The organism is Spirosoma daeguense, from assembly GCF_054776875.1.
This window is the reverse complement of the sequence record NZ_BAAHBF010000008.1, coordinates 147,167-172,012: the sequence shown is the minus strand read 5'-3', so window position 1 is coordinate 172,012 and position 24,846 is coordinate 147,167. Positions and strand designations below refer to the sequence as shown.

The following is a 24,846-nucleotide window of genomic DNA, read 5'->3' as shown; positions in this document are numbered from 1 at the left end:
TGATTTACCACCTCCATCCCTCTCCTGTTTTAGTAAAGGGATGGAGGTGGTAATCACAAGTTATCGACGCGCACGAACTGGTAGGATTTCTGTCGAAGTTCGGTCAGTAAAGCGTCAAGATGATTATACAATTTATCCGTTCGGCTGGGAGCCGTGCCAATGTGCATCAATAAAATAAACCCGTTGAGCCCAGCCGTTTTTTTCTGCTCATAGGTTCGGATCGACTGAAGAATAGTTTCGCTACTCCGATAGTTACGCTCGGTGGGCATAGTATAGTCGGCGTGACTCAACGTACCGGATGTATAGTTAATCAACTCAACACCTTCGGCTTTCGTCCAGGCAGCAATACTGTCATTATACCATTCATAAGGTGGCAGAAACAGTTCGCGGGCTGGGCGTTGTCGATGAAACGGCTCTAATGCCTGATAATTAGCGCGTAAATCGGCAACAAACTGCTCCCTACTCACCAGCAGACTATCTGGCCTGGCCCAATCGCAATAGAGCAAATGTTGGTTAGAATGCGGACCAACGTAGTGGCCATCCTGCAAAAGTCGCCGAATGATGGGCGCAAACAGAGGATTTCGGAGAAAGCGACCCGTCAAAAAAAACGAAGCCCGAACGCCGTGTTTCTGAAGCGTTCGGGCAATGTGGGTTCCACCATCGGCAAACTCATCGCCAGTAAAAACCAGCGACAACCGACGTAGCGACGTATCACCACGAATTTTTGCTCCTTTAAAATACGTCGATTTTGGGTTAGTGTTTTGCTTTATGCTACGTTGCGAAGACGGTTTTACTACCTTTTTCGACGTAGTAGTTTTACGAACGGGCGTAAATCGTTCCGTCTGTTTAGCAGCCAGTAAGTACACCAGCGAGGCCGTTCCATCCATCGTTGGTTCGTTGGTGCTATAGTCGCCGTAATCGTCGTGATAAACCGCTACGTTACTCTGAAAAGCGGCATATTCGTCGGGTTCGTATAACGTAATACCAATCAGATTTCGATAGATGCTTCCCCGAACCGGCCCATCGACCAGCCCCCCGTCGATAGGGTAATTTTTCAGGTGCGTAAACGCCGAATGCGGATCAGTGGGCGTATCGCCTTTGTTGGGCAGGCCATACACAAAACTGGTTCCCCACGGATTACAGCCAAACAACCAATCGAAATTGGCCTGTTCCAGCGCTACGTACTGCGCATCGCCCGTCAGGTTTCGATACCAGAAACATTGGGTTGCAAACGACGTAGTATAATTGTTACTGCACCAGATAAACGGCACACCGCGATAGAATGCGTTCTGTTTGGCCCGTTGCCAGACAATTTCTATACCTTTTTTGTAATAATCAGTAACGGTTTTTCGCTGACCAACCGGTAGCGTTTTGGCCAGTTCAGCGTGCCCAACATTCACAAACGGATACCACTGATAATGGCGGGCTGTATCGTTTTGCATCCAGGGCGTAACGGGTTCCTGACGCGCAAAATTCAACGCCGTTTTTCGAAGCTGTTGCGTCTGTTTTCCGGCTACGTTGGTCAACCTAAATTGCTCAACAGTAGCCAGTTCCATATCATCGACGTAATTATCTTCTTCGTAGAAATACGGCGCGCGTCCGGGAGCGGTCTGACAGTTACCCGGTTTGTTTAAACCAAGCTGATACGATGATTGCGACCGTTTCTTGAGCTGCCGGGCATAAGCCGGGTCACGTTTTTGCAACAACTGATATCCTATTGCAAACGCACTGCTAACCTTTCCGGCGGTGGAGGCTACACCCGTTGCCCGATTTTTGTATTTAAACATGCCCTGTGGCTGTCCGGTCGCAAAGTAAACGGGGCGTTCGAGGCCTTTGCCATAAAAATTATCTTCTTTCGGGATTCGCATTCCCGCATGGTCGCGGTCGTCGCCAAGCTGGTTAAATAGCCAGTTGTCGGTTGGGTGCATTTTCAGCAGCCAGTCAAGTCCCCAGCGCGCTTCGTCGAGAATGTCCGGTACGTTATTCACACCTGCCAGGCCATTTGCCTGATGCTGGTCGGAAAACGCCTTCGGAAAATCACGGGCAGCGGCCAGCAAATGATACGTAGCGTTGGCCGAAGTTGTTACGTACTGCAAATAATCGGACGCATCGTGCCAGCCGCCCACTACGTCGATGTGCGTGCTATCGGGCATGGGCCCATAAAGCGTATAGCCATCGTGCGTATGGCAGGAATCGTTCAGAAACGGATTGAAACCGCTACGTTGCTGCCGCATATAACGCAAGCAGAAATCAGCCGCTCCATTGTATACATCATCCCCAATTCGAAAACCAGGCGAACGAGCCCCATCATCGGTCTGAACATAGTACGTTCCGGGTTGTTGAACACTCGAGAAATCCAGTCGGTACGTCTGACGAAATGGCCCATACTCGCCCATACTACGTCCCAACACCCCCTGATAAACGGGTTTTCCGGTCTGTTCATCGATCAGTAGAAAGCGCGAAATAGTTGTTTCGGTTAAACTCCCCCAAACGGCCACTTTGGTGTTCTGCGGCCGATAGCCAAGAAGATTAATCCGAATCACCGCTGGTTCATTAGCCCGAAAAATAAAAGCGGCTAAACTGACCAGTAACGTAATTAACAACAGTAAACGAACAGGCATATAGGTTAGACCATTTTTTCGTTATCCCAATTTTTGAGATGTGATTCTATAAAATCGTTGGGGTGATGGTGATGACGGAGGTATAGACAAGGCATGCCTTGCCTATACGAATTAGAAATTAGGATTGATTGTCGACGTTCGCATCTATATTTTTTTCAGCAGCCCCATCATCATTTCTTCAAAATAAGCACCGTTGTACGGGCCAAACCAGTTCATATCGCGGGTTTCGTAGGTTTGTCGATGGTAATAATCGTCGGGTGTTACGTAGCCAATATAGCCCCCATCGAAACTGGTAATGAACAGGTTAACATTTTTCTGTTTGGCTAGTGGCGCAAAATCAGCAACGAATTCGCCCGAATAATCGCAGGGAGTGCCGAGCAGTACGTTGTTGCCGATACGTAGTGCTTTCAGTTCGGAAGGGTAATCGCCGTAGATGGCGTAGAAGAGCCAGGGACGTACCCGCCAGTTACCAATCACACGCGGATGCGGTTCGCGCAGACCAAGCGGAAGGGTGAACATAGCCAGTGCGCTATCGGGTTGGGTCTGAATTTGCGGTACGGTACGTTCGATACGGGCGGCTAAATCCCCTGCGTAATTTCGAATTTCCTGAAAATCAGTCACACCACGGGTTTCGGGGCCAGTACTTCCAACGGCTCCGGCCAGAAATACGGCAAAACTTGCCGATTTTTTTTCCAGTCTATCAACCAGTGAACCCGGATAATCTCGGCTTAGGTAATCGCCATTTCCACCATCGAACAACGTAGCGTGACCTGCGAAACTGCACAACAACGCAGATTCACCGTCTGCCTTTTTAAGTTTTAATAAACGAATTTGCCCATCGAGCGGGCGGGTTGGGCCTGAGTTTTTAATACGATTGTAGATATGGTCGGTTGCATCGGTTTGCCCGTAGCCAATCTGTACGGGTGCTACGTTAGCCTGTGCTTTTCGGATGGCCTCCAGTACGCCATCGGTAATGCGCGTAACGATTTTTTCATCATATCCGCCCGCAATCAGTTGTCCTACCAGCCCCGGCGCCCAACCGCCCACACTGTTGTGTGAATGAATAGCGCCTATGTACACATTTTCCCAGCGCATCCCGATTTCAGGCAGGCGTTTTTTCAGTGCTTCGGCCACGGTTGGTGGCGTAATCAATAAATCCAGACCAACCACGGCTACAGGCGCATTGCCATTATTGAGAACGATTGCCCGCGCAAAAATCGAGTCACTCAGTACATGCCAGTGCTTACCGCGACGAACGCCATAGCCACCTGTAGGTGTTGTATAAGGCGGTGTAATATTTGCCTTGGCCCAACCGGCCTGTATAGCTTTTTTGGGAGATGCTGGTGTTGTTAATTGCGCTAATCGTTGTTTCGTTTGGACGTAGTAAGGCATTTCCTGATACGGTGTATCATCGACCGGAGCCAGACTAACCGCCAGAAAGAGCAGAATAAACACAACGAGCCCCAGCAGAATTTCTACTACTATATCAAATTTCTTCCGTTTCCTCCCTAATAATCTACCAATCATACATTTACAAAAAAGAAGTATTATTCTGTTTCAATCTGAAGCCTCGATGAAGTGTTTGTTTTTACCCAATCGATACGTTCGATTGTTTGATAAACCGTTTTAAGACATGGCCTGATAACATCACCAGGAGCTGTTGTATTGACATGCTACTTTCCTATTTCAACGATCAGCCAATATTGGCTAAACTTTCTAACGCGAGCAAACATAAGCTTACTTTTCTAAGCGAACTCTTCTATTGGCTTATCAGGTCGTCAGTTCGGCCCAGATAAAGGATACTTTTCAGGGTTTGCTCTATGCAAAAAAGTTTTTTTTAGCCAGCTTAGCGTTTACAAACGCCTTTTGTAAGTAACGTGAATAATGGCCTACGGCTGAACTCCACGGCATGAAAAATAAAAAGGCACTGGAGAAAACCTCCAGTGCCTTAGTCACCCCTACCGGTTTCCCGGTCTCCCTAATATGGTTATTAACCAAGCTTATAAAAACGGTTGGGCAATTGCCAGCACCTGCGCTTTCGTTAGTGGTTCGTCAAACGCTCCCCGAAAATTATCATCCGATATACCTGATACGTTCGGAAGTGTTTTTAAGTTAACTCCCCCTTGTGTAAAGGTTGTTTGTGCCGTATCTGAAACCCAGCTTTTAACGCCCAGAATCTTGCGAATTTCTGCTGCGTGCCGCGCTTCTACCGAGTGAATTTGCAAAGCCGTGAGCAGAATGGCTTTATCATTAATCAAATCACCAGCCTGTCCTTTATAGGCTTGAACACCCGTATCTTCCAACGCTCGGGCTGTTGCCAGAAACGTAGCATAGGTCGTTAACGTACCAGCCGGAAATTTGAACGTTGGTTTTGCAATAGCAGCAGCCCCTAACGCCGATTTCAGCAAGGCTACGTGAGCCGTTTCGTGTTTACTGATCTGCGTCATCACCGTACGATCTGACGCAGGTATCAGATTCGCAGCCGCAAGCCCCGCTTTATAGAAATCGTCTTCCAGATATTCAAGCGTGAGGGCAAAGTTTGCTACGTCGATAGCCTTTTGAGAAGGAGCTGTCGATTGAGCCATTGCTTTGTTTAACGTAGCAGCCATAAACGTAGGAATGCCCGCAGCAGCAATATTTGACCCAAATTTGAGCAGGTTCCGGCGCGAATAAAAACTATACCGTTCGCCAACTTCAGGGTCGGCCTTTTCAATATCAGCGATTATTTTAAATAGATTCATGACGTTGTTCAGGTTTTACTTCGGAAGGTTAGCTCCGCTGATTTGAGTTGTTACGTATTTCTGTGCCGTTGGTAACACATTGGCGGGAGCCGTTGCCACATCCAGACCCGTAGCCGGAGCCACTACGTCATCGCCCGCAAAGTCAGCAGATTTAGGATTAAGCAAGTCGCGGATGGCGGCTGCATGACGCGCTTCCACCGAAACAATCTTACCAGCCAGTGCCAGATAATTCACATCTTTAATCAGTGGCCCCGCACCATTATAAGCCGCTACTCCCAGATCTTCGAACGCTTTGGCAGTGCCCAATACGCTGGCCCGATCACCAAAGTTGACACTCGTAAAGTTGGGTACCAGCCCTGCAATTGCCGATGTACCTAATGCTGCTTTAAAAAATTCACGGTGAACAATCTCATGGTCACGAATGTCGGTCAGCAATGTTTTCTCGGCATCGGTCATACCTGTATAAGGTGTGGCAATTACCTGCGTATAAAAAGCGGCTTCTAACTGCTCCAGCGCGTAGGCATAATTCAGAATGCCCGTATCGCCCATGCCCAGATCAACGGTTCCTGAAACGGTAGTTGGATTTTCCTCTGCATTTTTGCAAGATGCGATTAAGGCGCCACCAACAGTAGCTGCTCCCGCATAGCGCAGAAATAATCGGCGACCTACCCGAACCGGCTCAAACTGACCCGGCAGCATCGGAAGGTCTGATGAATGCTGTTTGTTGTTCATAAGAGTAAAAAATATTGTGGCGAAAAGCACTGCCGTTTAATCGGCGACTCACTACATCTACGCAAGAGCGTACTATTCAGATTTATCAACGTGCTCTTTTTGAGGAAGAAGCCGCAAAACTGTCCTGTTGGCCTCGTTAGCGGCTCGCAATAACCCTTCTCAGCAACCACCAGATCAACTTGCGCCACTGATGAGCAATTTGCTTATTTAGAATTAGTCAGTAATGGGCCATCATTCGGGCGAAGGCCTATAAAGCGCAGGTATTGCCCGTAAACTCTTTTCGATACTGGGTAAAAACGGGGGCACTATTGTGGTGATAACCCGGAGGTTCTTCGGAAATTAATATAAATTTAACATGTTAATGAATAGTTAATTATATACAATAAGCTTATCATGCTCACTATCAAAACATTAAGATTTCCGTTTGTTACGGCTTTTCTCTTCTGCAGTATCATGGCTTCTGCTCAGCAGATGAATCGCGATCGTTTCAATCAGAATAATACAGAAGTTCGTTTTTTTGCCCGCGATAATTATCGTGGTGATCAATCTCGACAAAACGAAGGAAATTATCGATCTATATATAAACTGGACGTTTAATTCCATGCAAGTACCTAGCGGTTACGTTGTTGAAGCCTATTCGCAGGAAAATTTCAGAGGATCTTCTGCACGCTACGTAGGTAACGTAGCTCGGATAAATGGTACAATTCGTTCGTTACGTATCAGCCGGGAAACGAACAATAATCGTCCCGATTATGCCGATGGTCGAGATCGTCAACGTGATAATAACCGGCGTTCAACTAATTCTGGCAAAGAGGTACTTGTCTATACCGATATTAATTATGTAGGTGATGCGCTCCCACTAACAGAAGGGCGTTACCGGTCTTTAGCTCTTCGGAATCTGGCTCGTCAGGCATCGTCGATAGGTATTCCGGCTGGGTATAAAGTTCAGATTTTTGAGTCTGACAATTTCACTGGTCATTCATACACATTTACCAACAGCGTCAGTGATTTACGCACCGTTTCCTGGAACGACCGTGCGGCTTCGATCATTATTTCCAGAGGTCGCTAATACATAGTCTACTAGCTTTTTATTAGTGGCTGGTATGATAAATACCGTCAATGCGCAGGAAACCCCTGCGCATTTTTTGTTGGTTCTAAATCAGCATTGGCTCTACTACCTGTTTATAGCAACGAGGCCAACTCCATCCCCCATGGAAGGCTAATCTTAAGTATGTAAGCATGGCAAAAAGCCTTTTCAAAATAACCGAAGCTATTTATATTTGAGTACTTACAACCCATAAATTTTGACTTTTTCAATCAGCACTTTCGAAGAGAAAACTGCTAAAATTCGGCTCCGATTTATCTTTACTAGCCCGAAATAACCTTCATCAACAGCTTCCTGATTAACTTGCGCGACTGATTGGCAATCTGTTTGCTTAGAACCAATTAGTAATCAGCCATAATTCACGCAGTAGAAATGCAGGTTCTTAAATTCGGAGGTACCTCAGTCGGTTCCGTAGAGAGTATAAAAAAGGTTATTCAAATCGTTGAAAATCACCGCCATAACAATGATCAGATTGCCGTTGTTTTTTCGGCGATGGGTGGAGTTACCAATCAGCTTCTCGAAATCGGCCGCATGGCTACCTCGGGCGAAACCGATTATATGGAACTGGTTCGGCGGATTGAAGACCGGCATTTCAACGTAGTGAAATCACTGATTCCGGTGAAAGAGCAGAGCAAGGTATTTGCCCACGTTCGGGGTATTATCAACGAACTGGAAGATCTGCTACGTGGCGTATCACTCATTCGGGAATTGTCGCCCCGCACGAACGACCTGATTACCAGCTTTGGCGAACGGCTTTCAACTACCGTTATTACCGAATGCATAAAAAGTCGGGGTATTCCGGCACAGTTTTGCGACGCCCGGCAGCTTATTAAAACCGATGCGCAGTTTGGTCATGCCGAAGTAAACTATATCCTGACCAATCAACTGATTCAGGAGTATTTCGCCAAAACAACCGACTTACAACTCATCACAGGTTTCATTGGTTCGACCGAAAAAAACGAAACCACTACGTTAGGTCGGGGTGGTTCGGATTATACAGCGTCAATTATTGGCGCTGCGTTAAATGCTACGGTTATCGATATCTGGACCGATGTTGATGGCATGATGACGGCCGACCCGCGCAAGGTGCCGAACGCGTTTAATATACCGACCATTACGTATGCCGAAGCCATGGAACTCAGCCACTTCGGCGCTAAAGTCATCTATCCGCCCAGTCTGCAACCTGCCTTTACCCGTAATATTCCGATACGTGTTCTCAATACGTTCAACCCTACGCACGAAGGAACTACCGTTAGCCGAACGGCCGAACGACGGCAATACACCATTACAGGTATTTCAAGCATCGACGACATTGCGCTTGTGAATGTACAGGGGTCGGGCATGATTGGCGTAGCGGGTGTATCGGCCAAACTATTTGGCGTATTGGCGGCACATCGAATCAGCGTCATTCTGATTTCGCAGGCTTCGTCGGAACACTCCATCTGTTTCGCCATCGACCCGCGTGGGGCCGAACACGTAAAAACGATTCTGGATGCAGAATTTGCTACCGAAATCGAACATGGGCACATCGATAATATCACCATCGAACGTGATTTGTCGGTCATTGCTACCGTGGGCGAAGGCATGAAAAAAAGCTCGGGTATTGCCGGTAAACTCTTTTCGGTACTGGGCAAAAACGGGGTCAATATCGTAGCAGTTGCGCAGGGTTCATCGGAGATCAACATTTCGGTAGTTATCAATAAAAACAACCTCTCGAAAGCCCTCAACGCGCTGCATAATATCTTTTTCCAGTCAGAAGCGCGGGTGTTGAATCTGTATCTGGTTGGTACGGGACTTATCGGAAAAACTCTGCTGAAACAAGTCTTCGACCAGTCTGAATTTTTACGGGCCGAAAAACTGCTGAAAGTCTGCGTAGTTGGCATGACCAACTCCAAAAAAATGCTGCTCGACCCAAAAGGCATTTCGCTCGATGATTGGCAGGGGCGTTTACTGACTGAAGGTGTCACTACGTCGCTTCCGGCGTTTGTCGATAAAATCAAAGATTACAACCTGCCCAACTCGGTATTCATCGACTGTACGTCCGACAAAGACATTGTGCAGTTTTATGACTCCTTGCTCGACGCCAATATTTCCGTTGTTACGCCCAACAAAGTGGCCAACTCCGGCCCTTACAGCGAATACCGACGGCTGCAACGTACTGCCCTGAATCGGGGGGTTAAATTTCTGTACGAAACCAACGTAGGAGCTGGTCTCCCCATTATCAATACCGTGCAGGGATTAATGACCGCTGGTGATCAATTCCTGAAAATTGAAGCAATCCTTTCCGGTACGTTGTCGTTCATTTTCAATACGTTCCGCCCCGGCAGTTCGTTTGCCGACGTAGTACGTGAAGCCAAAGAAAAAGGATATACCGAACCCGATCCACGCGACGATCTGAGTGGGCTGGACGTAGCACGCAAGATTCTGATTCTGGCGCGTGAAGCTGGTTTTGCCCTCGAGCCCGAAGACGTAACGATTTCGAATCTGCTGCCCGAATCCTGTCTGGCCGCTCCCACAGTACCAGCCTTTTTCGATGAGCTGGAACGTAACAACGATTATTTCGAAAAACTGCTTTCCGATGCCGAAGCCAACGGCGAAAAACTACGGTTTATAGCCAGTTTTGAGAACAACAAAGCGACAATCGGCCTGAAAACGGTAAATGCCGAACATCCTTTTTACCAGCTAACAGGAGCCGACAACATCGTTTCGTTTACAACTGAGCGTTACAAAGAACGGCCATTGGTAGTAAAAGGCCCTGGCGCAGGTGCCGAAGTAACGGCAGCGGGTGTCTTCGCCGACGTAGTGAGTATCGGGAGTTATTTAGCCTAAATTGCGGTTACTATACAAATCTGAATCGGATGGAAAATCCCCTGCTACAGCGAATTACAATAAATTCGGAAATTTGCCACGGCAAACCCACAATTCGCAATCGACGTTACCCCGTTGAAATGATTTTGGATTTACTAGCTGCTGGCATGACGCATGAAGAGATAGTAGGGGATTATCCGACCTTAGAAGAAGACGATATCCGGGCCTGTTTGGCCTATGCAGCCCGGTTAACACAGGTAAAGAGTATACACCGAGTGTTGACATAACGTACTGATTCTTCATGAAGTACTTAGTCGATGCCCAAATACCTTATTTACTGGCTGAAATTCTGAGGACGAAGGGCTACGATGCTATCCACACAGATGATCTGCCAGAAAAAGATGAAACAAGTGATACAACCATTCGGCGTATCGCAGCTCGCGAAGGGCGGATTGTCATTACAAAAGATGCTGACTTCCAAAATAGCTATCTACTTTTCAGGCAACCATCCCAACTTCTTCTGGTAACCACTGGTAATATCAAAAATCGCCAATTACTCGATTTGTTTCGTAGTAATATTGATGCTATAGATGATCTTTTCTCCTTTCATACATTCATTGAGATAGATAATATAGACTACATTGTTCACGACTAAAGGCAGCGGGTGTCTTCGCCGACGTAGTAAGCATCGGGAGTTATTTGGCGTAAACTATTGGCACTGATAACCAAACGTTTGACGGTTGTTTTTAGTGATGGGAGTCTGTGAGCCGATCAAATACAGCAAAGCAGTCTGATCTTGGCTCATTACTTTGCTGTCGGCATCGTATACAGGTTTAAACGTCGATGATTCGATCATGGCACGGGTGTCTTTATTGATGTTGTACATTTTCTGCGTAATGGGCGTGTTAATGTGCCAGAAACGACCCGGTTTAGCTTCGACAGCCTGACTAAGTGCAACAACCGTCAACAGCGGCAGTTCGGCAATGTAGGTGTAAGGCGATGGCTTCTGCTCGAATGTATATTCCACTTCCTGTTCGGCAATGGCCCCGCCTGCTAAAATAAACCGGCCTCGCTCATTGGTCAGATTCCCGGCATTATCATAGGTAAACGTAAACGTGCGTTCGGTTATAGACGAACCCGGAACCAGCAACTGCCGATTTTCGGTAATCCGCGTCATGGCCCCCATAGGTGAGTACTCCATCGTGAAAGTCGACTGTACTTTACCACTCCGAACGAACGTAGCACTGCCAGGAACACTTGCTGAAGGTGCATAGGCTAGTGTAATGACGTCCTGCCCACTGATAGCTTTGGTTATCAGCGAATTATTGTACTCAATCTGAAACGTAGCATCGCTGTTTTTCGAGCGTTCGGCCAACGTAGTAAGTCCACCACCAGTATAGGTAAAAGTCCGTTTCAATTCGTCGGTGAGTTGGCCACTGGCTTCTACGAGTTGATCGCTTGTTGTGGTCAGATAACAGGGGGGCTTAATTTGCGGTTCTTCTTTAGGATGGCAGGCAACAACCAATACCATCAGAATCAGCATACCGGAAAGCGTATAGAAACGTTTCATAATCGTTGGTAAAGCAATGAGTATATGTGAATAACGTAAAATGAATAGCGAATGATAACAGGGCATCTTCCATGAAGCTAAAAAAGAACAGAAAATTAGATTAACTATCTGGTAATAAGCCCATTTAATGATTACAGATCGTTCACTATTCATTACCTATTTACCAATCTAATCTACTCAATTAACGGCGAAAAATTGTAATTTCGCAGGGTATAACTTTCTTATGTTAATCGAACCCAATCAGCAAACACTCCTTGATCGTATCCGAGACATCGACCACCCGGAAGCCGTTCGGCGCTTTTTTGGTTTGCTTAAGGAACTGATTGACATCGTTAACCTGCCCAACGGAGATGCACGACTGGCGTTTACAGTACGTAAAGATCAGCGGGCTATTACGGCGAATATCAATTACTTCTGGGCACTACGTCTGGTGAAACCCCATAAATCTGAACCCGAATATTGGCTAACAGTCAAGAAATCGTGTCAGGAACAACTGGAAGAATTCGAAGAAATTGACTTCGTAACCATCAGCGAAAAATCGGCCTATATAGCGGCTGTTATTGGGCAATCGAGTTCGCATCTGCTTTATAAGCCAGCCATCCAAACCTGTTGGCACGATTGCCTCACCGAACTGGTCGAAATTGCTAAGCGAGGACCACACTCGGCCCGGCATAATCCCGACGTGTATCGGGCCGCCGAAGATGAAGCTTTCCAGAGCGAACTCATTCGCCTTGCCGACAATCCGCAACTAGGCGAAACATTGCTCAATGGTCATTCCGTAGAAGAGCCAGAAACGGCCTATGAAACTGATTCTGAAGAACGAAACCGGCCGCATAATCTAATTCTGTTTGGTCCGCCGGGAACAGGAAAAACCTTTGCACTTCAGCCTTACCTCAGTAATGAAAACGCCAGCCTGATTACATTTCACCCGGCCTATAGTTACGAGGAATTTGTGGAAGGACTTCGGCCAGAAAGCACGCGCGATGGTCAAATAAGTTATAAAATTCGGAAAGGTATTTTCTACAGTGCCTGCCTGTCGGCCATTCAACGGGCAGGATACGGTACACTGGCCGATTGCCTGAACGATTCACTCGAAAATCGGCAACGAAAACTGGCGAAAGCACCCGCCCATTACCTGCTCATCGATGAAGTGAACCGGGCCAACGTAGCCAGTGTATTTGGCGATCTCATTACGTTACTTGAAGCTGATAAGCGACTGGGGGCCGAACACGAACTATGGGTAACTCTCCCCTACTCGCAGGAGCGATTTGGCGTGCCCAGCAATCTATACGTAGTGGGTACGATGAACACAACCGACCGCTCCATTGCCCTGCTCGATATTGCGCTACGTCGGCGGTTTGCGTTTCAGGAGATATTGCCCGACCCGTCGCTATTGGGCGTTGTCGATGGGATTGATCTCGCGAAATTGCTACGTACCATCAACGAACGTATCGAATGTCTGCTCGACCGCGACCATCAGGTTGGCCATGCCTATTTTATGAACATCGACACGCAGGTCGACCTTTGCGGAATTTTCCGCGACCGGATTATTCCACTTCTACAGGAATATTTTTTCAATGACTGGTCTAAGATTCAGCTAATTTTGGGCGACAATCCGGCTTGGGGAAAAGAACCAGAACAGCGCTTGATCTGGGTGAAAAAGAAATACACAGTCGCATCTGCCAGTAAACTATTTGGCGAATTACCCGAATTGATGGACGATGTGGTTACTTACGAAATAAACCCAACGTTGCAACAGGGTCATTACGACCAGATAGCACCAGAAGTATTTATCAGAATTTATCAGAAATTGTAACGCGGACATTCTGTCCGCATAATGTATGTTTTTATTGGCGGGCAACACGTCCGCGTTACGTATGAAAGCACTGGTTCTCACCGAATACAATCACTTCGACCTGCAGGACGTACCCAGGCCGACCATTCGACCCAATGAGGTTCTGGTACGTGTAAAAGCTGTCGGCATCTGCGGTTCCGATGTTCATGGCATGGATGGCAGCAGCGGCCGACGAATTCCACCGATTGTGATGGGGCATGAAGCCAGCGGCATTATTGCCGAAGTAGGTGCCGACGTAAAAGGCTGGTCAACGGGCGACCGCGTTACGTTCGATTCTACAGTTTATTCGCTCGACGACTGGTATAGCCGCCGTGGTCAATATAATCTCAGCGATGGCCGCGAAGTGGTTGGTGTATCGACACCTGATTTCAAACGTCAGGGCGCGTTTGCCGAATTCGTGTCTGTTCCACAGCACATTCTGTACGCCATTCCCGACAATGTAAGTTTCACGCAGGCGGCTCTGGTTGAGCCCGTTGCAGTAGCCCTGCACGCTCTCAGCCTAACGCCTATTCAGGTCAACGATTCGGCAGTGGTGGTTGGCGCGGGTATGATTGGTTTGTTTGTGATTCAGGCACTTAAGCTGGCCGGTTGCGGTACTATTATCGCCCTCGACCTTGATGATGACCGTCTTGCACTGGCGCAGAAACTCGGTGCTACGCATCAGATTAACGTAACGTCGGGCAACGTATCAGCACAGGTTCAAGCCCTTACCAATGGCCGTGGGGCCGACGTAGCGTTTGAAGTGGTAGGAGCCGGGCCAACAGTAAAAACAGCAATCGACTGTGCACGGAAAGGAGCTACCGTTACGTTGGTCGGGAATCTGGCTCCAACCGTTGAGATGCCTTTACAGGCCATCGTAACCCGCCAGCTACGTTTGCAGGGTTCCTGCGCCATCAATGGCGAATATGAAGCGGCACTCTCGTTGATTTCGTCGGGCCGAATGAATGTTGAGGCTATTCTCAGTGCTGAGGTTCCGCTCGAAGAAGGTGCCGATTGGTTCAAGCGGCTCTACGCCAAAGAAAAAGGACTGATTAAAGTGGTGCTAAAGCCTTAATACGCTATTTGGCCGGTTCATACTGATAAACCATGTAACCATCATTGAACTCAAGGAGAGTTTCCGAGAGTTGGGTGATGGTTACTTTTTTTATGGTAGCACAATACGCATTGGGGCAAAAATTCCAGCTTGTATACTGAATCGTACTCCCTCGAAATGTATACGTTAACGCGCCACAACAATTCGCATCTGAACGAACACCATTCCGTCGGTAAACCAACGTACCATCAGCCCGATACTCAACGGTATAATAGGCATCGGAGTCCCAATATCGCCAGTCGTTACTCGCTATTTCCCGTGTTCGGAACAGGTTCCAGTTGCGATGCAGCAGCGACGACGGCATAACGGACTCGTCGCGCTGACAACCCATTACGCCAACCAATAGTAACAGTATTCCAACGTAGTAATTCTTCATCATGTTAGCCCTTTTCAACTTGACCCTAACGGATTAATTTCGGTTGGAACGGCGCATTGAATTTAGAACTACGCACAACAGATAGGCAACTATCTATCCTGTAAAACAGCCAGTAACGTATCGTTTTCCAGTACACCACGTGGGCCATGTGTTTCGAAATACGTAACAGAATCGGCCCCGGCACTACGTACTGCTTCCAGACTTTTTCGAGTCCATTCGGCTGCAAAGTCCGTATTTTGTCGGCTATCGGTTGGTGGATTATAACCGGATTTGTCGGCAGGTAATGCCGGGTTAAAACGAGACCGTAACGTAATGGGCGATATATGTACGGGTTTATTGCTGGTTAATTTTTTCGCCGAACGTACTACGTCGGCATGGGCAGCGGCATTTTCCATAATCGTCTGATTATCGAATGCATGAGCTTGTGGATGAGCTGAGAACGTAACAAAATCGACCAAATCATACAGAAATGGATTCCGGTTGAATTCGGCAAAATTAGCGTCAGTCCCACCGCCAAGTTTCACGTTTGGCAACTGCGAACGTAACATAGGAACGAGTTCATTCAGTAGTTTATCGGACGTAGTATGCGTGTCCAGATTAAATAATAGAAGGCTTTGAATCGAAGCGGATTCAGCGGATAAGAACGTCAGAAACTCATTAAGTTGATGAGCGGCATCTCCGTCAAAAAATAAGGCTAGTTCAAGTGGAATCGCCAGCATATTGGCATCGGTACGTGCGCTCAGAAGTTGCTCAGACCAGTCGGGACCGCTGAAAAAGACGTTGGCTCGCAGGTGCGATAGATTTAACTTTTTCAAACGTAGCGCTTCGTCAGGCTGCAAACGCGGTCCGTCGATACGATGCCCAAGACCAATACGTAACACACTGGAATTCTGGCTTGTATCTAGGTTCTCGTTAATTAAATCGTCGGTACCAGTTAGTTTAATTGGCTGAAAATGTACTGACTGTTCAATAACAGTGCCCGCTTCAACGGTTGCAGGAATCGGAATGGTTAACGGTGTCGAATAGGTTTTAAACGACGCATCAGTCCAGTTGCGCTGATCTTCCGTTTCGAACACATCACCCGAAAAACTAAGCTGTAACGTATCGCCAAAACCTGTTTCCCAAGTCATAGTCTGAATGTTCAGAAAAGGTTGATGCGGGCTGATGAAATCCGGAAACTGACTTTCAAGCTGTGTTCCATCAGGGCTGGTAATCACGCAGGGCTGCCCCGACGTAGCGACAATCGGATGCAAAATGCACAAACCAATACGGTTACGCTGGAACGTATTAAGCGCTTCGGCCCGAAATTGCACGTCGATACGTCCGTCGGTCTGCCCATTGACATGTACCTGTCCCTGCACCTGCATACCCAAACCATCGACCGACCAATCGTACACAATCTGGAACGTATCACTATCAGAATCAATACGTTCGTTACTGATACGTATCGGAGCGGTATCCCATTTGGCGTCGCGCAAAGCGAAATAAATCATACGTAACAACTCGCGGGAGCCTGCCGAAAATGTGCGCAAAAAACCGTTTTCGTAATGAACCGTAACCGGACCAGCCTTCAATTCCATAGGTCAAAAAAAGTAGTTAATGAGTGGCTAATGCCATGATTTTTTCTTCGGTGGCTTCATCTCCGCTCAGCTCTCCTGTCATCTGTCCTTCGCACATCACCAGAATTCGATCCGATAACGCCATAAGTTCGGGAAGTTCGCTTGAAATCAGTAAAATCGCTTTTCCTTCGGCGGCTAACTGACGTAGTAAGGCGTATACTTCGGCCTTTGCGCCAACGTCCATGCCGTGCGTCGGCTCATCGACCAGCAACACGTCGGGATTGGTCAGGAGCCAGCGCGCCAGCATCACTTTCTGCTGATTACCACCGCTCAATTTTACAACCGTTTCGCGTACCGACGGCGTACGAATGGCTAATTTCTTCTGATAATCTTCTGCTACGTTCTGACTGGCTGATGCATCGAACAAACCGGCCTTTGTTTTTGGCGAACGAATCGCAATGATATTCTGCGTAATGGTCTGATCCGCGAAAAGTCCGAGCGTTTTACGTTCTTCGGGTAAGTAGCCAATGCCCAGCTTTACTGCATCGGCCGGATGCCCCGGCTGAATGGCTTGACCACGTAGCAGAATCATTCCAGAACTCGTTTGGGCGGCTCCAAAAATAGCGCGCGCAATCTCGGTTCGTCCCGCGCCAATCAATCCGGCTAAGCCCAGAATTTCGCCCCGGTTCAAGCGAAAGTTTACATTGCTAAAACCCGGCCCCGATACGTTATCTACAACAAGAATAGCATCCGGCATAGTTGTAGATAGCTGGCGCGAAACTACTACGTCGCGTCCAACCATGCGTCGGATCAGTTCGGCGGGAGTAGTATCGCTAACTGTTAATGTTCCCTGAAAACGACCATCTTTCAGAATAGAAACCCGGTCGGCTAGAGCGAAAATTTCGTGCAGTCGATGCGAAATATAAATAATCGCTTTACCCGAATCCCGAAGTTGACGTACTAGTTGAAAGAGCGTTTGAGTTTCGCGTTCGGTGAGCGAAGCCGTTGGTTCATCAAGTAGCAGCAAATCAGGCTCCTGCGACAACGCTTTGGCAATTTCAACCATCTGCTTTTGCCCAGCCGATAGATTGCCAGCCAACATTTTCGGTTGTAAATCGGTCATATTCAGACGATTCAGTAGAGACGCGGTTGCCGCGTATAATTCTTTATATCGAATTAGTCCCAACGCGTTTCGAGGTTGTCGGTTCGCAAAAATATTTTCAGCTACCGATAGGCTATCGACCAGACTAAGTTGCTGATACACAATTGCAATTCCCTGCCGCGTGGCTTCAGCAGGGCCGCTCAACTGAATCGGTTCACCACGTAGCACCAACTCCCCCGAATCAGGCGACAGGTTTCCCGTTAGTATGTTCATTAACGTACTTTTTCCTGCGCCATTTTCGCCACAAAGCGCGTGAATCTCACCCGATTGTACGTCAAACGATACGTTGTCCAGTGCTTTTACGCCCGGAAATTGCTTGCAGATACCTGTGAGTTGCAGAAAAGGCGTCATAGATAAACCGTTTCGTTACGTTGTGCCGAATCATAAGCTGCGTACACCAATCGGATGGTTTCAAAATTATTGGCTCCGGTTGTCTCGGCTCCACCTTTTCCCTGCAAATCGGCTAATAAATTCTGATTACAGGCCACGATAGATGCATGAACAATCGAATAATCCGGATCGGCCCAGGCGTAATAAGGTGGCGTAGCATCGACCTGATACGTTCCCGATTTCGTGGTGATACGTAGCTGAAAATCATGTGTTAGTACCACCGAACCAGCGTTTCCCTCCACCTGCACCAGCGTTTGCGGGAAGGCTTCTTTTTCGAGCAGAGAAGCATACGACATTTCGGCGAAGCAGCTCAATCCACTCCGCATTTTCATCAGCACATTCGCTACGTCTTCACCCCGAATCTTCGGATTAACCCGCATGGTCTGACACAATAACCAGTCGGCTTCACCAAATAAAAACCGGCATACATCGAGAATATGAGAACCAATATCGGTCAATATAAACTGGTCCAGCTCGGCCAGAAACGGCTGATTATCAAACACTGGAAACGCCGAACAGAAGCTTACCCGCGCTTTGAACGGCTGACCGATTTCTCCCGAATCGAGAATAGTTTTTAACCGACGTAGCGGTGTCTGCCAGCGAAAATTTTCATGGATATACAACCGAACGCCCGCCTTCTGACACGTATCGACCATCTGCCGGGCCGATTCCAGATTTGGTCCCATCGGTTTCTGGCAGATCACGTCAATACCCCGTTCGGCGGCTTTAGCGGTGAAAACAGGGTGCGTATCGACGTCGGTAATAATGTCCACAAAATCCAGTTCGTGAGCATGATTATCAAAGAGTTGATCGACATTATCGTATACATTCGGAACGTTGAATCGCTGAGCGATCTCAGTTGCCCGAGCAAGTGTTCGATTATAAACAGCAATTAATTCAACACCAGGCAGTTCCTGCCAGGCCGGAATCTGATAATTGGCCCAGAAACCCGTACCGATAACCGCGAACTTTAACATATTTTCAGAAAGAACCGGTATGTCGAACCGGAGACTACAAGTGAATCAGGATACAGTTGCCGGAACGTAACGAAAGCGATCTGATTTTCTATTTTCATGTGAAAGATCAAATTAACATACCGTTTAGTGAAGTTTACTAGCAGTTTACCACCCCCACCCCCCTCCTAAAACAGGAGGCTACGCAGAAGGATATTTTTTCCTCATTCTAACATGGCTTAACAGTCAAAGCTTGTCTTTACAAGGCCCCCTCCTGTTTTAGGAGGGGGTTGGGGGTGGTCGCAATTCAATCCACTTCTTAATCTCCCGGATATGGATATTTTTTAGAAACATCATCAATAACGAGTACCCAATCGGTTGCTGTATTCGACGTGCTACGTTGGGTCGGTGGCGTGAACGTAACGGTTCCTGTGATACGTCCTCCCCGATCTTTCACAGCCTTGCCCGTTCGAGGGTTGAACCACCAGACTCGTTTTTCCTTCCCCGATATGCGTGCTACGTTAATTGTTACGGGCTTACTGTGAGGCAGATACACCAGTACGTAGGAACCTGCCGAATCGCGCGTGGCCGTGACCAAATCCCGGTAGTCGGTACCTTTATCGGACTGAATCAATGTCTGATCGGCTATTCTGGTAAAGTAAGGGCGCGAGAGCATCAATTGTTTCAGAAACTGAATCTGTCCGGCGGCTTCGGCATTGAGCGCCCGTTTCCAGCCAATAATCGTATCGCCAACGCTCAGTGGCTTAAAGCGGGTTGTATCCAGAAACTGCCAGACCTGATGATGCCCATAGGTAAACCCGCACATGCCAGCAAAAACGCCACGGTACAACCGGGAACGAACATCATAAGCGTTGAAATACCCGCGCTGACGTGTCCATTTTCCATCCCACGGATTGATGGGATGGTCTTCATAACACGGCTCCATATCGAGGGTGGGTTTGGGTGGTTTGAGTGCTAAATCCCGCGTAACCCAATTCCAGGCGTCTGCATCGCGAGAGCCATGACTCGACTGAAATGCGTTGAAATCGAGCCAGTTGTCCTGATGAAAATATTCCGAAGAAGATCGTCCGCCTTTCGGGTGAAACGTCATCAGATGTCGTTGTGTACCCTCGCCTTCTTTGAAACCAGCCGCCAACGCTCGCCAGACAGGCCGGTCATCATATTTATGGTTGTCTTTCTCATACACAAGTGGGCAATCACCGCCGAGTATCCAGATAATATTCCACTGTTTGGCGTATCGATTTGCCAGAAATTTAGCATACGTTCGCGCATTCTGTTCGTTGAAAATAACCCCTTTCGAACTCCAGTGACGCGATACGTGATCACCCCAAACCGGGTTCAACGCTACGTATAAGCCTTTCCTGGCCGCTGTCTGAATCACAAAATCGACATGATCCCAATAATCGTACTGGGCAACATCTTCAGGTTTATTTCCCGGCGTAATGGCTAATCGGTCGGGGTTGTTTTCGATAAACGGAAAATCACCGTAGCGGTTGGGTTTACGATTATCCTCGTCGTTGGCAAACGCTAAAGCCACTACTTGAATTACGTTGAACCCCTGCCGACGGCGCGTTTCCAGATAGGTTTCTGTTTCCGGTCGGTCGAGCCGTTGAAACAATTCCCAAGCCGTATCGCCCATCCAGAAAAAGGGTTTACCTTCTTTATCCTGAAAATAACGGTGGTTCGACTGAATCTGAAGCTGCGCTCTGGCACTGAACCAACTTGAGCAAATGAGTAATACAAGTAAGTGCTTCATGATCCGTTGAAGCTGTACCTCAAACCGTTTCACATCAGGAACGAAACGGTTTGAGAAAGTACTAGCGTAAATATTTTTAATTTTTAGATGATTTTGTTTAACTATTTCAAAAAGACAGTACATTTGCACAAACTCTACTGTACTCTACTGTACCAAAAATTTAAAGCAAAAGTAATTTCTTTTAACTTCCGTACAAGTTTTTGCAAGAAAATTCATAAAGCATATTGTCTTATTAGATCACAACATCTTAACTACTAGGTATTGCAACGCATGCACCGATTCATTTTTATCATACTGGTCATTTTCGGAGGTCTATCGAATGTCTGTTCGGGTAAGCAGACGCCTGTTCAGAGTAAGCCAACCGCAGTTATTCTGGATACCGATATGGACTCGGATGTAGACGATGTGGGAGCGCTGGCGATGTTACATACCTACGAAAAGGCGGGGAAAATTCGAATTCTGGGAGTTATCGTTACCAGCGATGAACTCCACAGTGCTACGTGTACCGATGCCATCAATACGTATTTCGGACGGGGTGATTTGCCGATTGGCGTTAGTCAGAAAGATTCGCTGAAAACGTTTTCGAAATACACGCAGACGGTGTCGAAGGAGTTCCCGCATAAACTTAACTCCAGCAAAGACGCCGAAAACAGTACGTCGCTATATCGGCGTCTGCTGGCAAAAGAGCCCGACGGCAGCGTCGTGATTATCACAATTGGACACCTGACCAGCCTGAGCAATTTACTGAACTCACAACCCGACGCCGTCAGTCCGTTGAGTGGGCTGGATTTGGTTACTAAAAAAGTAAAACGCTGGTCGTGCATGGGTGGTCATTTTCCAAGCGGTAAGGAAGCCAATTTTTACCGGCCCGATCCGGCTTCGACGGTCAATTGTCTGGCGAAGTGGACATTACCTGTTACGTTCGCAGGTTGGGAAGTCGGTAATCAGTTGGTAACAGGTGGAGCTGATTTCAAGGCACGCTGTAAGCCGAATAGCCCAATTTATCGGGGTTATGAACTATATAACAACTTCAAAGGCCGTGCCAGTTGGGATCAGGTTTCCATTCTGGAAGCCATTGAAGGCACATCGTCTTATTTTTCCGTCATGAAAGATGGTCATTGTTCGGTGAACGCCGATGGTAGTAACGAGTGGAAATCGCCTGTAAATCCGATGCACGGCTATCTGGCGATAAAAGCCACACCCGAAGGCATACGCAGTCGTATCGAAGCGTTAATGCTGGGCAATTTTTAAGTAATAGTGACTCCGTTTGTTTTAACGACAAACACAATTGATTCAAACGAATGCATGATAGTCTTATCGATCAATCGGCCGACCAACCGAAGTACCAGCAACTCATCGAAACGGTCTTACAGAGTATCGAACAGGGTACGCTGGAACTGGGTCAGCAACTACCGTCGATCAGCGAGTGGGCCAGTGCGCAGGGTGTTGCCAAAGTGACGGTTGCCAAAGCCTACGAAGATCTTCGGCAACGGGGTGTAGTACGTTCGCAGCATGGCAAAGGGTTCTACGTAGCGAGTACCAACGTGCGAACATCGCTGAACATACTGGTGATCTTCGATACGTTAAATGCCTATAAAGAAACACTTTACGATGCCCTCAAAGCCGCTTTGCCTGACGATGCTACGTTGAGCGTATTCTTCCACCACTACAATCCAACGGTATTCGAAACGCTGATACGTAACAACCTGGGCCGCTTCAACGCCTACGTCGTAATGCCGCATTTCGATACGGACATTTCGGAAATCATCGGACTGATCCCCCCCGAAAAACTGTTACTGCTCGACCAGATGCTCCCTACGCTTCCGGGTGACTTTTCGGCTGTTTATCAGGATTTCGAGCAAGATATCTATAACGCTCTTTCATCGGCTTTCGAGCGACTGAAACGCTACCAACGTATCACACTGGTTTTGTCGAAAGATCGGTTTCAGTACATTCCCGGTAGCCTGCTGGCTGGTTTTGAGCGATTTGGGCAGGAATTTAATTTTCCGATACGTATCGTTAATAGCTATTCCAGTCAACTAATAGAGCCGGGTGAGGTCTTTCTGATTTTCGCCGACCGCGATCTGGTTGATTTTCTAAAAGACATTCATCGACTAAACCTAAACCTTGGTCAGCAGGTCGGTCTGCTTTCGTACGACGATACGCCGATGAAGGAAATTCTGGCGGGTGGCATCAGTGTTATTTCTACCGATTTTGCCCTTATGGGACAAACAGCCGGGCAATTACTGGCCGAACGCCGACGCGAGAAAATTGCCAATCCCGGAGGATTGCTACTGAGAAACTCTCTGTAAATTATGCAGTTAGGCATCAGCACATATACCTTCGGATGGGCAATCGGCGATCCCGGAAAACATCGACCGCCGGAACCGATAGACGAACTGGGTTTACTCGCCCGGGCGAAGCAGCTAGGCGTTTCGCTGGTGCAGTTTGGCGATAACTGGCCACTGCATGAATTATCGGCTCAACGATTAAGCAACTTTAAGCAGGAAGTGACGCGATTAGGTGTGCAACTGGAAGTTGGAGCGCGTGGGCTAACCGACGACCATCTTGAACGGTACGTTGAGTTGAGTGTCTATTTAAAAAGCCGTTTGCTGCGGTTTGTAATTGATAAAGCAACGTATCAGCCAACGGTTAATCAGGTTGTTGACATCCTGAAAAATGCGATTCCTACTCTGAAGACAACAGGTATTACGTTGGGTATCGAGAATCACGACCGACTGCTGTCAACTGAATTTGCCGACATACTGGAACGAGTGGGCAGCCCGAGCGTTGGTATTTGTCTTGATTCCGTCAATTCGATGGGTGCTGGCGAAGGGTTGGCCGAAGTGGTATATACCTTAGCTCCTTATACGGTCAATCTACACCTGAAAGATTTTGGTATTCAGCGACTTCCGCACCTGATGGGTTTCCAGATCGACGGGCGGATAGCGGGTCAGGGTATGCTGAATATTCCGTGGCTGATGGAGCAGGTTCGCCCATACAATCGCTGTGAAACGGCAATTCTCGAACAATGGGTTGTTCCCGAAGCTACGATGGAGGAAACTATCCGCAAAGAAGAAAACTGGGCTATAGAAAGTATCAACTACCTGAAAAACACACAATTATTTACCTCAATTAGCGAGAATATAAACCTTAACCAATATGACTAAAATTGCTTTGGTAGGTGCTGGTGGCAAAATGGGCTGCCGACTAACCGATAACTTTCTAAAACTAGCCGATTACGACGTTTCTTACCTCGAAATTGCACCACAGGGTATTGAAAATCTCCGGCTGCGGGGCGTATCGGTGAGCGAAGAAGCGGCCGCCGTTGCCGATGCCGACGTAGTGATTCTGGCCCTTCCCGACGTAGCAATCGGTAAACTTTCCGAGCAGATTATTCCCCAAATGAAATCGGGCGCATTGGTTCTTACCCTTGATCCAGCCGCTCCGCTTGATGGCGTGATTGCTCACCGCGACGATCTGGGTTATGTAATTGCCCACCCTTGCCATCCATCGGTCTTTAACTGGGAACCAACCGAAACCGCCTTCCGGGACTTTTACGGCGGCATCTCGGCTAAACAATCGATTGTGGTGGCTCTGATGGCAGGTACGGAAGCGCATTATCAGTTGGGCGAAAAAGTGGCACAAGATATGTATCAGCCCGTCGACAAAACGCACCGTATTACGTTGGAACAGATGGCGATTCTGGAACCGGCGATGGTTGAAACACTGGCGCAAACCTGCATGGAAGTAGTGAAAGAAGGTTACGACCGAATCGTTACGTTGGGCGTTCCCGAAGCAGCCGCCCGCGATTTCGTGTTGGGTCACCTACGTATTCAGATTGCGGTGCTGTTTAAAGAAGTCAACGGTACGTTCTCCGATGCGGCTTACAAGATCTCGAAACGGGCTAAACCGATTCTGTTTCAGGAAGGCTGGCAGCGCATTTTTGAGATGGATGATATTCGTGAGCAGGTAAAAGATATCACGGCTCGATAGTAAAAGCTAGACACAGAGATACGCAAAGACGCATAGAGACACACGGAGTTCTTTGTGAATCTCTTTTAGACTCAGTGTAACTCTGTGCCACTTTTTTTAAATGAGGTT

The 24,846-nt window shown here is 47.7% G+C and carries 20 protein-coding genes; 10 read left to right on the top strand and 10 right to left on the bottom strand.

Annotation, left to right across the window (positions count from 1 at the left end):
- Positions 1-53 precede the first annotated feature (53 nt).
- From ACYVD4_RS24675 to ACYVD4_RS24660, 4 genes are all read right to left on the bottom strand, one after another.
- On the bottom strand, positions 54-2,621 hold the full coding sequence (locus ACYVD4_RS24675; protein ID WP_460950268.1) for a glycoside hydrolase family 9 protein: 2,568 nt from the start codon (positions 2,619-2,621) through the stop codon (positions 54-56).
- A gap of 144 nt (positions 2,622-2,765) precedes the next feature.
- The gene (locus ACYVD4_RS24670; protein WP_460950267.1) at positions 2,766-4,148 is read right to left on the bottom strand and encodes a neutral/alkaline non-lysosomal ceramidase N-terminal domain-containing protein; all 1,383 of its coding nucleotides are present in this window, start codon (positions 4,146-4,148) and stop codon (positions 2,766-2,768) included.
- 473 nt (positions 4,149-4,621) lie between these two features.
- Positions 4,622-5,362, bottom strand: a complete 741-nt coding sequence (locus ACYVD4_RS24665) for a ferritin-like domain-containing protein (protein WP_460950266.1) — start codon at positions 5,360-5,362, stop codon at positions 4,622-4,624.
- Positions 5,363-5,377: 15 nt separating this feature from the next.
- Complete coding sequence (locus ACYVD4_RS24660; protein ID WP_460950264.1) at positions 5,378-6,094, bottom strand: ferritin-like domain-containing protein; 717 nt, start codon at positions 6,092-6,094, stop codon at positions 5,378-5,380.
- 517 nt (positions 6,095-6,611) lie between these two features.
- On the opposite strand from ACYVD4_RS24660, the gene ACYVD4_RS24655 reads away from it, so the two are divergent.
- From ACYVD4_RS24655 to ACYVD4_RS24640, 4 genes are all read left to right on the top strand, one after another.
- Positions 6,612-7,163 carry a beta/gamma crystallin-related protein gene (locus ACYVD4_RS24655; RefSeq protein WP_460950263.1) on the top strand — a complete coding sequence of 184 codons (552 nt, stop codon included), beginning with the start codon at positions 6,612-6,614 and terminating at the stop codon, positions 7,161-7,163.
- 408 nt (positions 7,164-7,571) lie between these two features.
- Positions 7,572-10,028, top strand: coding sequence for a bifunctional aspartate kinase/homoserine dehydrogenase I (thrA, locus tag ACYVD4_RS24650; RefSeq protein ID WP_460950261.1), 2,457 nt, complete (start codon positions 7,572-7,574; stop codon positions 10,026-10,028).
- Between the two features lie 29 nt (positions 10,029-10,057).
- A complete protein-coding gene (locus ACYVD4_RS24645; RefSeq protein ID WP_460950260.1) occupies positions 10,058-10,294 on the top strand; it encodes a DUF433 domain-containing protein in 237 nt (78 codons plus the stop codon).
- Between the two features lie 14 nt (positions 10,295-10,308).
- Positions 10,309-10,662, top strand: coding sequence for a DUF5615 family PIN-like protein (locus ACYVD4_RS24640; RefSeq protein WP_460950258.1), 354 nt, complete (start codon positions 10,309-10,311; stop codon positions 10,660-10,662).
- Positions 10,663-10,716: 54 nt separating this feature from the next.
- On the opposite strand, the gene ACYVD4_RS24635 is transcribed toward ACYVD4_RS24640, so the two are convergent.
- Positions 10,717-11,577, bottom strand: coding sequence for a hypothetical protein (locus ACYVD4_RS24635; protein ID WP_460950257.1), 861 nt, complete (start codon positions 11,575-11,577; stop codon positions 10,717-10,719).
- Between the two features lie 223 nt (positions 11,578-11,800).
- On the opposite strand from ACYVD4_RS24635, the gene ACYVD4_RS24630 reads away from it, so the two are divergent.
- Positions 11,801-13,393, top strand: a complete 1,593-nt coding sequence (locus tag ACYVD4_RS24630) for an McrB family protein (protein WP_460950256.1) — start codon at positions 11,801-11,803, stop codon at positions 13,391-13,393.
- Between the two features lie 61 nt (positions 13,394-13,454).
- A complete protein-coding gene (locus ACYVD4_RS24625; protein WP_460950254.1) occupies positions 13,455-14,486 on the top strand; it encodes a galactitol-1-phosphate 5-dehydrogenase in 1,032 nt (343 codons plus the stop codon).
- A gap of 4 nt (positions 14,487-14,490) precedes the next feature.
- Here ACYVD4_RS24625 and ACYVD4_RS24620 read toward each other — a convergent pair whose 3' ends face one another.
- The 5 genes from ACYVD4_RS24620 to ACYVD4_RS24600 form a co-directional block, all read right to left on the bottom strand.
- Positions 14,491-14,904 carry a hypothetical protein gene (locus ACYVD4_RS24620; protein WP_460950252.1) on the bottom strand — a complete coding sequence of 138 codons (414 nt, stop codon included), beginning with the start codon at positions 14,902-14,904 and terminating at the stop codon, positions 14,491-14,493.
- Between the two features lie 86 nt (positions 14,905-14,990).
- Complete coding sequence (locus tag ACYVD4_RS24615) at positions 14,991-16,481, bottom strand: hypothetical protein (protein WP_460950251.1); 1,491 nt, start codon at positions 16,479-16,481, stop codon at positions 14,991-14,993.
- Positions 16,482-16,497: 16 nt separating this feature from the next.
- Positions 16,498-17,973 carry a sugar ABC transporter ATP-binding protein gene (locus ACYVD4_RS24610; protein WP_460950249.1) on the bottom strand — a complete coding sequence of 492 codons (1,476 nt, stop codon included), beginning with the start codon at positions 17,971-17,973 and terminating at the stop codon, positions 16,498-16,500.
- Complete coding sequence (locus tag ACYVD4_RS24605) at positions 17,970-18,989, bottom strand: Gfo/Idh/MocA family protein (RefSeq protein WP_460950247.1); 1,020 nt, start codon at positions 18,987-18,989, stop codon at positions 17,970-17,972. Before ACYVD4_RS24605 ends, ACYVD4_RS24610 begins: the two co-directional genes overlap by 4 nt.
- Before the next feature lie 295 nt (positions 18,990-19,284).
- Positions 19,285-20,742, bottom strand: coding sequence for a glycoside hydrolase family 140 protein (locus ACYVD4_RS24600; RefSeq protein ID WP_460950246.1), 1,458 nt, complete (start codon positions 20,740-20,742; stop codon positions 19,285-19,287).
- Positions 20,743-21,012: 270 nt separating this feature from the next.
- On the opposite strand from ACYVD4_RS24600, the gene ACYVD4_RS24595 reads away from it, so the two are divergent.
- Genes ACYVD4_RS24595 through ACYVD4_RS24580 form a run of 4 tightly spaced genes read left to right on the top strand, consistent with a single transcriptional unit; the run spans position 21,013 to position 24,738 of the window.
- The gene (locus ACYVD4_RS24595; protein ID WP_460950245.1) at positions 21,013-21,993 is read left to right on the top strand and encodes a nucleoside hydrolase; all 981 of its coding nucleotides are present in this window, start codon (positions 21,013-21,015) and stop codon (positions 21,991-21,993) included.
- Positions 21,994-22,043: 50 nt separating this feature from the next.
- The gene (locus tag ACYVD4_RS24590) at positions 22,044-23,054 is read left to right on the top strand and encodes a GntR family transcriptional regulator (protein WP_460950243.1); all 1,011 of its coding nucleotides are present in this window, start codon (positions 22,044-22,046) and stop codon (positions 23,052-23,054) included.
- Positions 23,055-23,057: 3 nt separating this feature from the next.
- A complete protein-coding gene (locus tag ACYVD4_RS24585; protein ID WP_460950241.1) occupies positions 23,058-23,912 on the top strand; it encodes a sugar phosphate isomerase/epimerase family protein in 855 nt (284 codons plus the stop codon).
- Positions 23,905-24,738 (top strand): phosphogluconate dehydrogenase C-terminal domain-containing protein, encoded by an 834-nt coding sequence (locus ACYVD4_RS24580; RefSeq protein ID WP_460950239.1) that lies wholly within the window; start codon positions 23,905-23,907, stop codon positions 24,736-24,738. Before ACYVD4_RS24585 ends, ACYVD4_RS24580 begins: the two co-directional genes overlap by 8 nt.
- The last annotated feature ends 108 nt before the right edge of the window (positions 24,739-24,846 follow it).

Excerpts from the sequence above, each read along its gene's own strand:
- ACYVD4_RS24675 (WP_460950268.1), bottom strand. The coding sequence starts at position 2,621 with ATGCCTGTTCGTTTACTGTTGTTAATTACGTTACTGGTCAGTTTAGCC.
- ACYVD4_RS24670 (WP_460950267.1), bottom strand. The coding sequence starts at position 4,148 with ATGATTGGTAGATTATTAGGGAGGAAACGGAAGAAATTTGATATAGTA.
- ACYVD4_RS24665 (WP_460950266.1), bottom strand. The coding sequence starts at position 5,362 with ATGAATCTATTTAAAATAATCGCTGATATTGAAAAGGCCGACCCTGAA.
- ACYVD4_RS24660 (WP_460950264.1), bottom strand. The coding sequence starts at position 6,094 with ATGAACAACAAACAGCATTCATCAGACCTTCCGATGCTGCCGGGTCAG.
- thrA (WP_460950261.1), top strand. The coding sequence starts at position 7,572 with ATGCAGGTTCTTAAATTCGGAGGTACCTCAGTCGGTTCCGTAGAGAGT.
- ACYVD4_RS24645 (WP_460950260.1), top strand. The coding sequence starts at position 10,058 with ATGGAAAATCCCCTGCTACAGCGAATTACAATAAATTCGGAAATTTGC.
- ACYVD4_RS24640 (WP_460950258.1), top strand. The coding sequence starts at position 10,309 with ATGAAGTACTTAGTCGATGCCCAAATACCTTATTTACTGGCTGAAATT.
- ACYVD4_RS24635 (WP_460950257.1), bottom strand. The coding sequence starts at position 11,577 with ATGAAACGTTTCTATACGCTTTCCGGTATGCTGATTCTGATGGTATTG.
- ACYVD4_RS24630 (WP_460950256.1), top strand. The coding sequence starts at position 11,801 with ATGTTAATCGAACCCAATCAGCAAACACTCCTTGATCGTATCCGAGAC.
- ACYVD4_RS24625 (WP_460950254.1), top strand. The coding sequence starts at position 13,455 with ATGAAAGCACTGGTTCTCACCGAATACAATCACTTCGACCTGCAGGAC.
- ACYVD4_RS24620 (WP_460950252.1), bottom strand. The coding sequence starts at position 14,904 with ATGATGAAGAATTACTACGTTGGAATACTGTTACTATTGGTTGGCGTA.
- ACYVD4_RS24615 (WP_460950251.1), bottom strand. The coding sequence starts at position 16,481 with ATGGAATTGAAGGCTGGTCCGGTTACGGTTCATTACGAAAACGGTTTT.
- ACYVD4_RS24610 (WP_460950249.1), bottom strand. The coding sequence starts at position 17,973 with ATGACGCCTTTTCTGCAACTCACAGGTATCTGCAAGCAATTTCCGGGC.
- ACYVD4_RS24605 (WP_460950247.1), bottom strand. The coding sequence starts at position 18,989 with ATGTTAAAGTTCGCGGTTATCGGTACGGGTTTCTGGGCCAATTATCAG.
- ACYVD4_RS24600 (WP_460950246.1), bottom strand. The coding sequence starts at position 20,742 with ATGAAGCACTTACTTGTATTACTCATTTGCTCAAGTTGGTTCAGTGCC.
- ACYVD4_RS24595 (WP_460950245.1), top strand. The coding sequence starts at position 21,013 with ATGCACCGATTCATTTTTATCATACTGGTCATTTTCGGAGGTCTATCG.
- ACYVD4_RS24590 (WP_460950243.1), top strand. The coding sequence starts at position 22,044 with ATGCATGATAGTCTTATCGATCAATCGGCCGACCAACCGAAGTACCAG.
- ACYVD4_RS24585 (WP_460950241.1), top strand. The coding sequence starts at position 23,058 with ATGCAGTTAGGCATCAGCACATATACCTTCGGATGGGCAATCGGCGAT.
- ACYVD4_RS24580 (WP_460950239.1), top strand. The coding sequence starts at position 23,905 with ATGACTAAAATTGCTTTGGTAGGTGCTGGTGGCAAAATGGGCTGCCGA.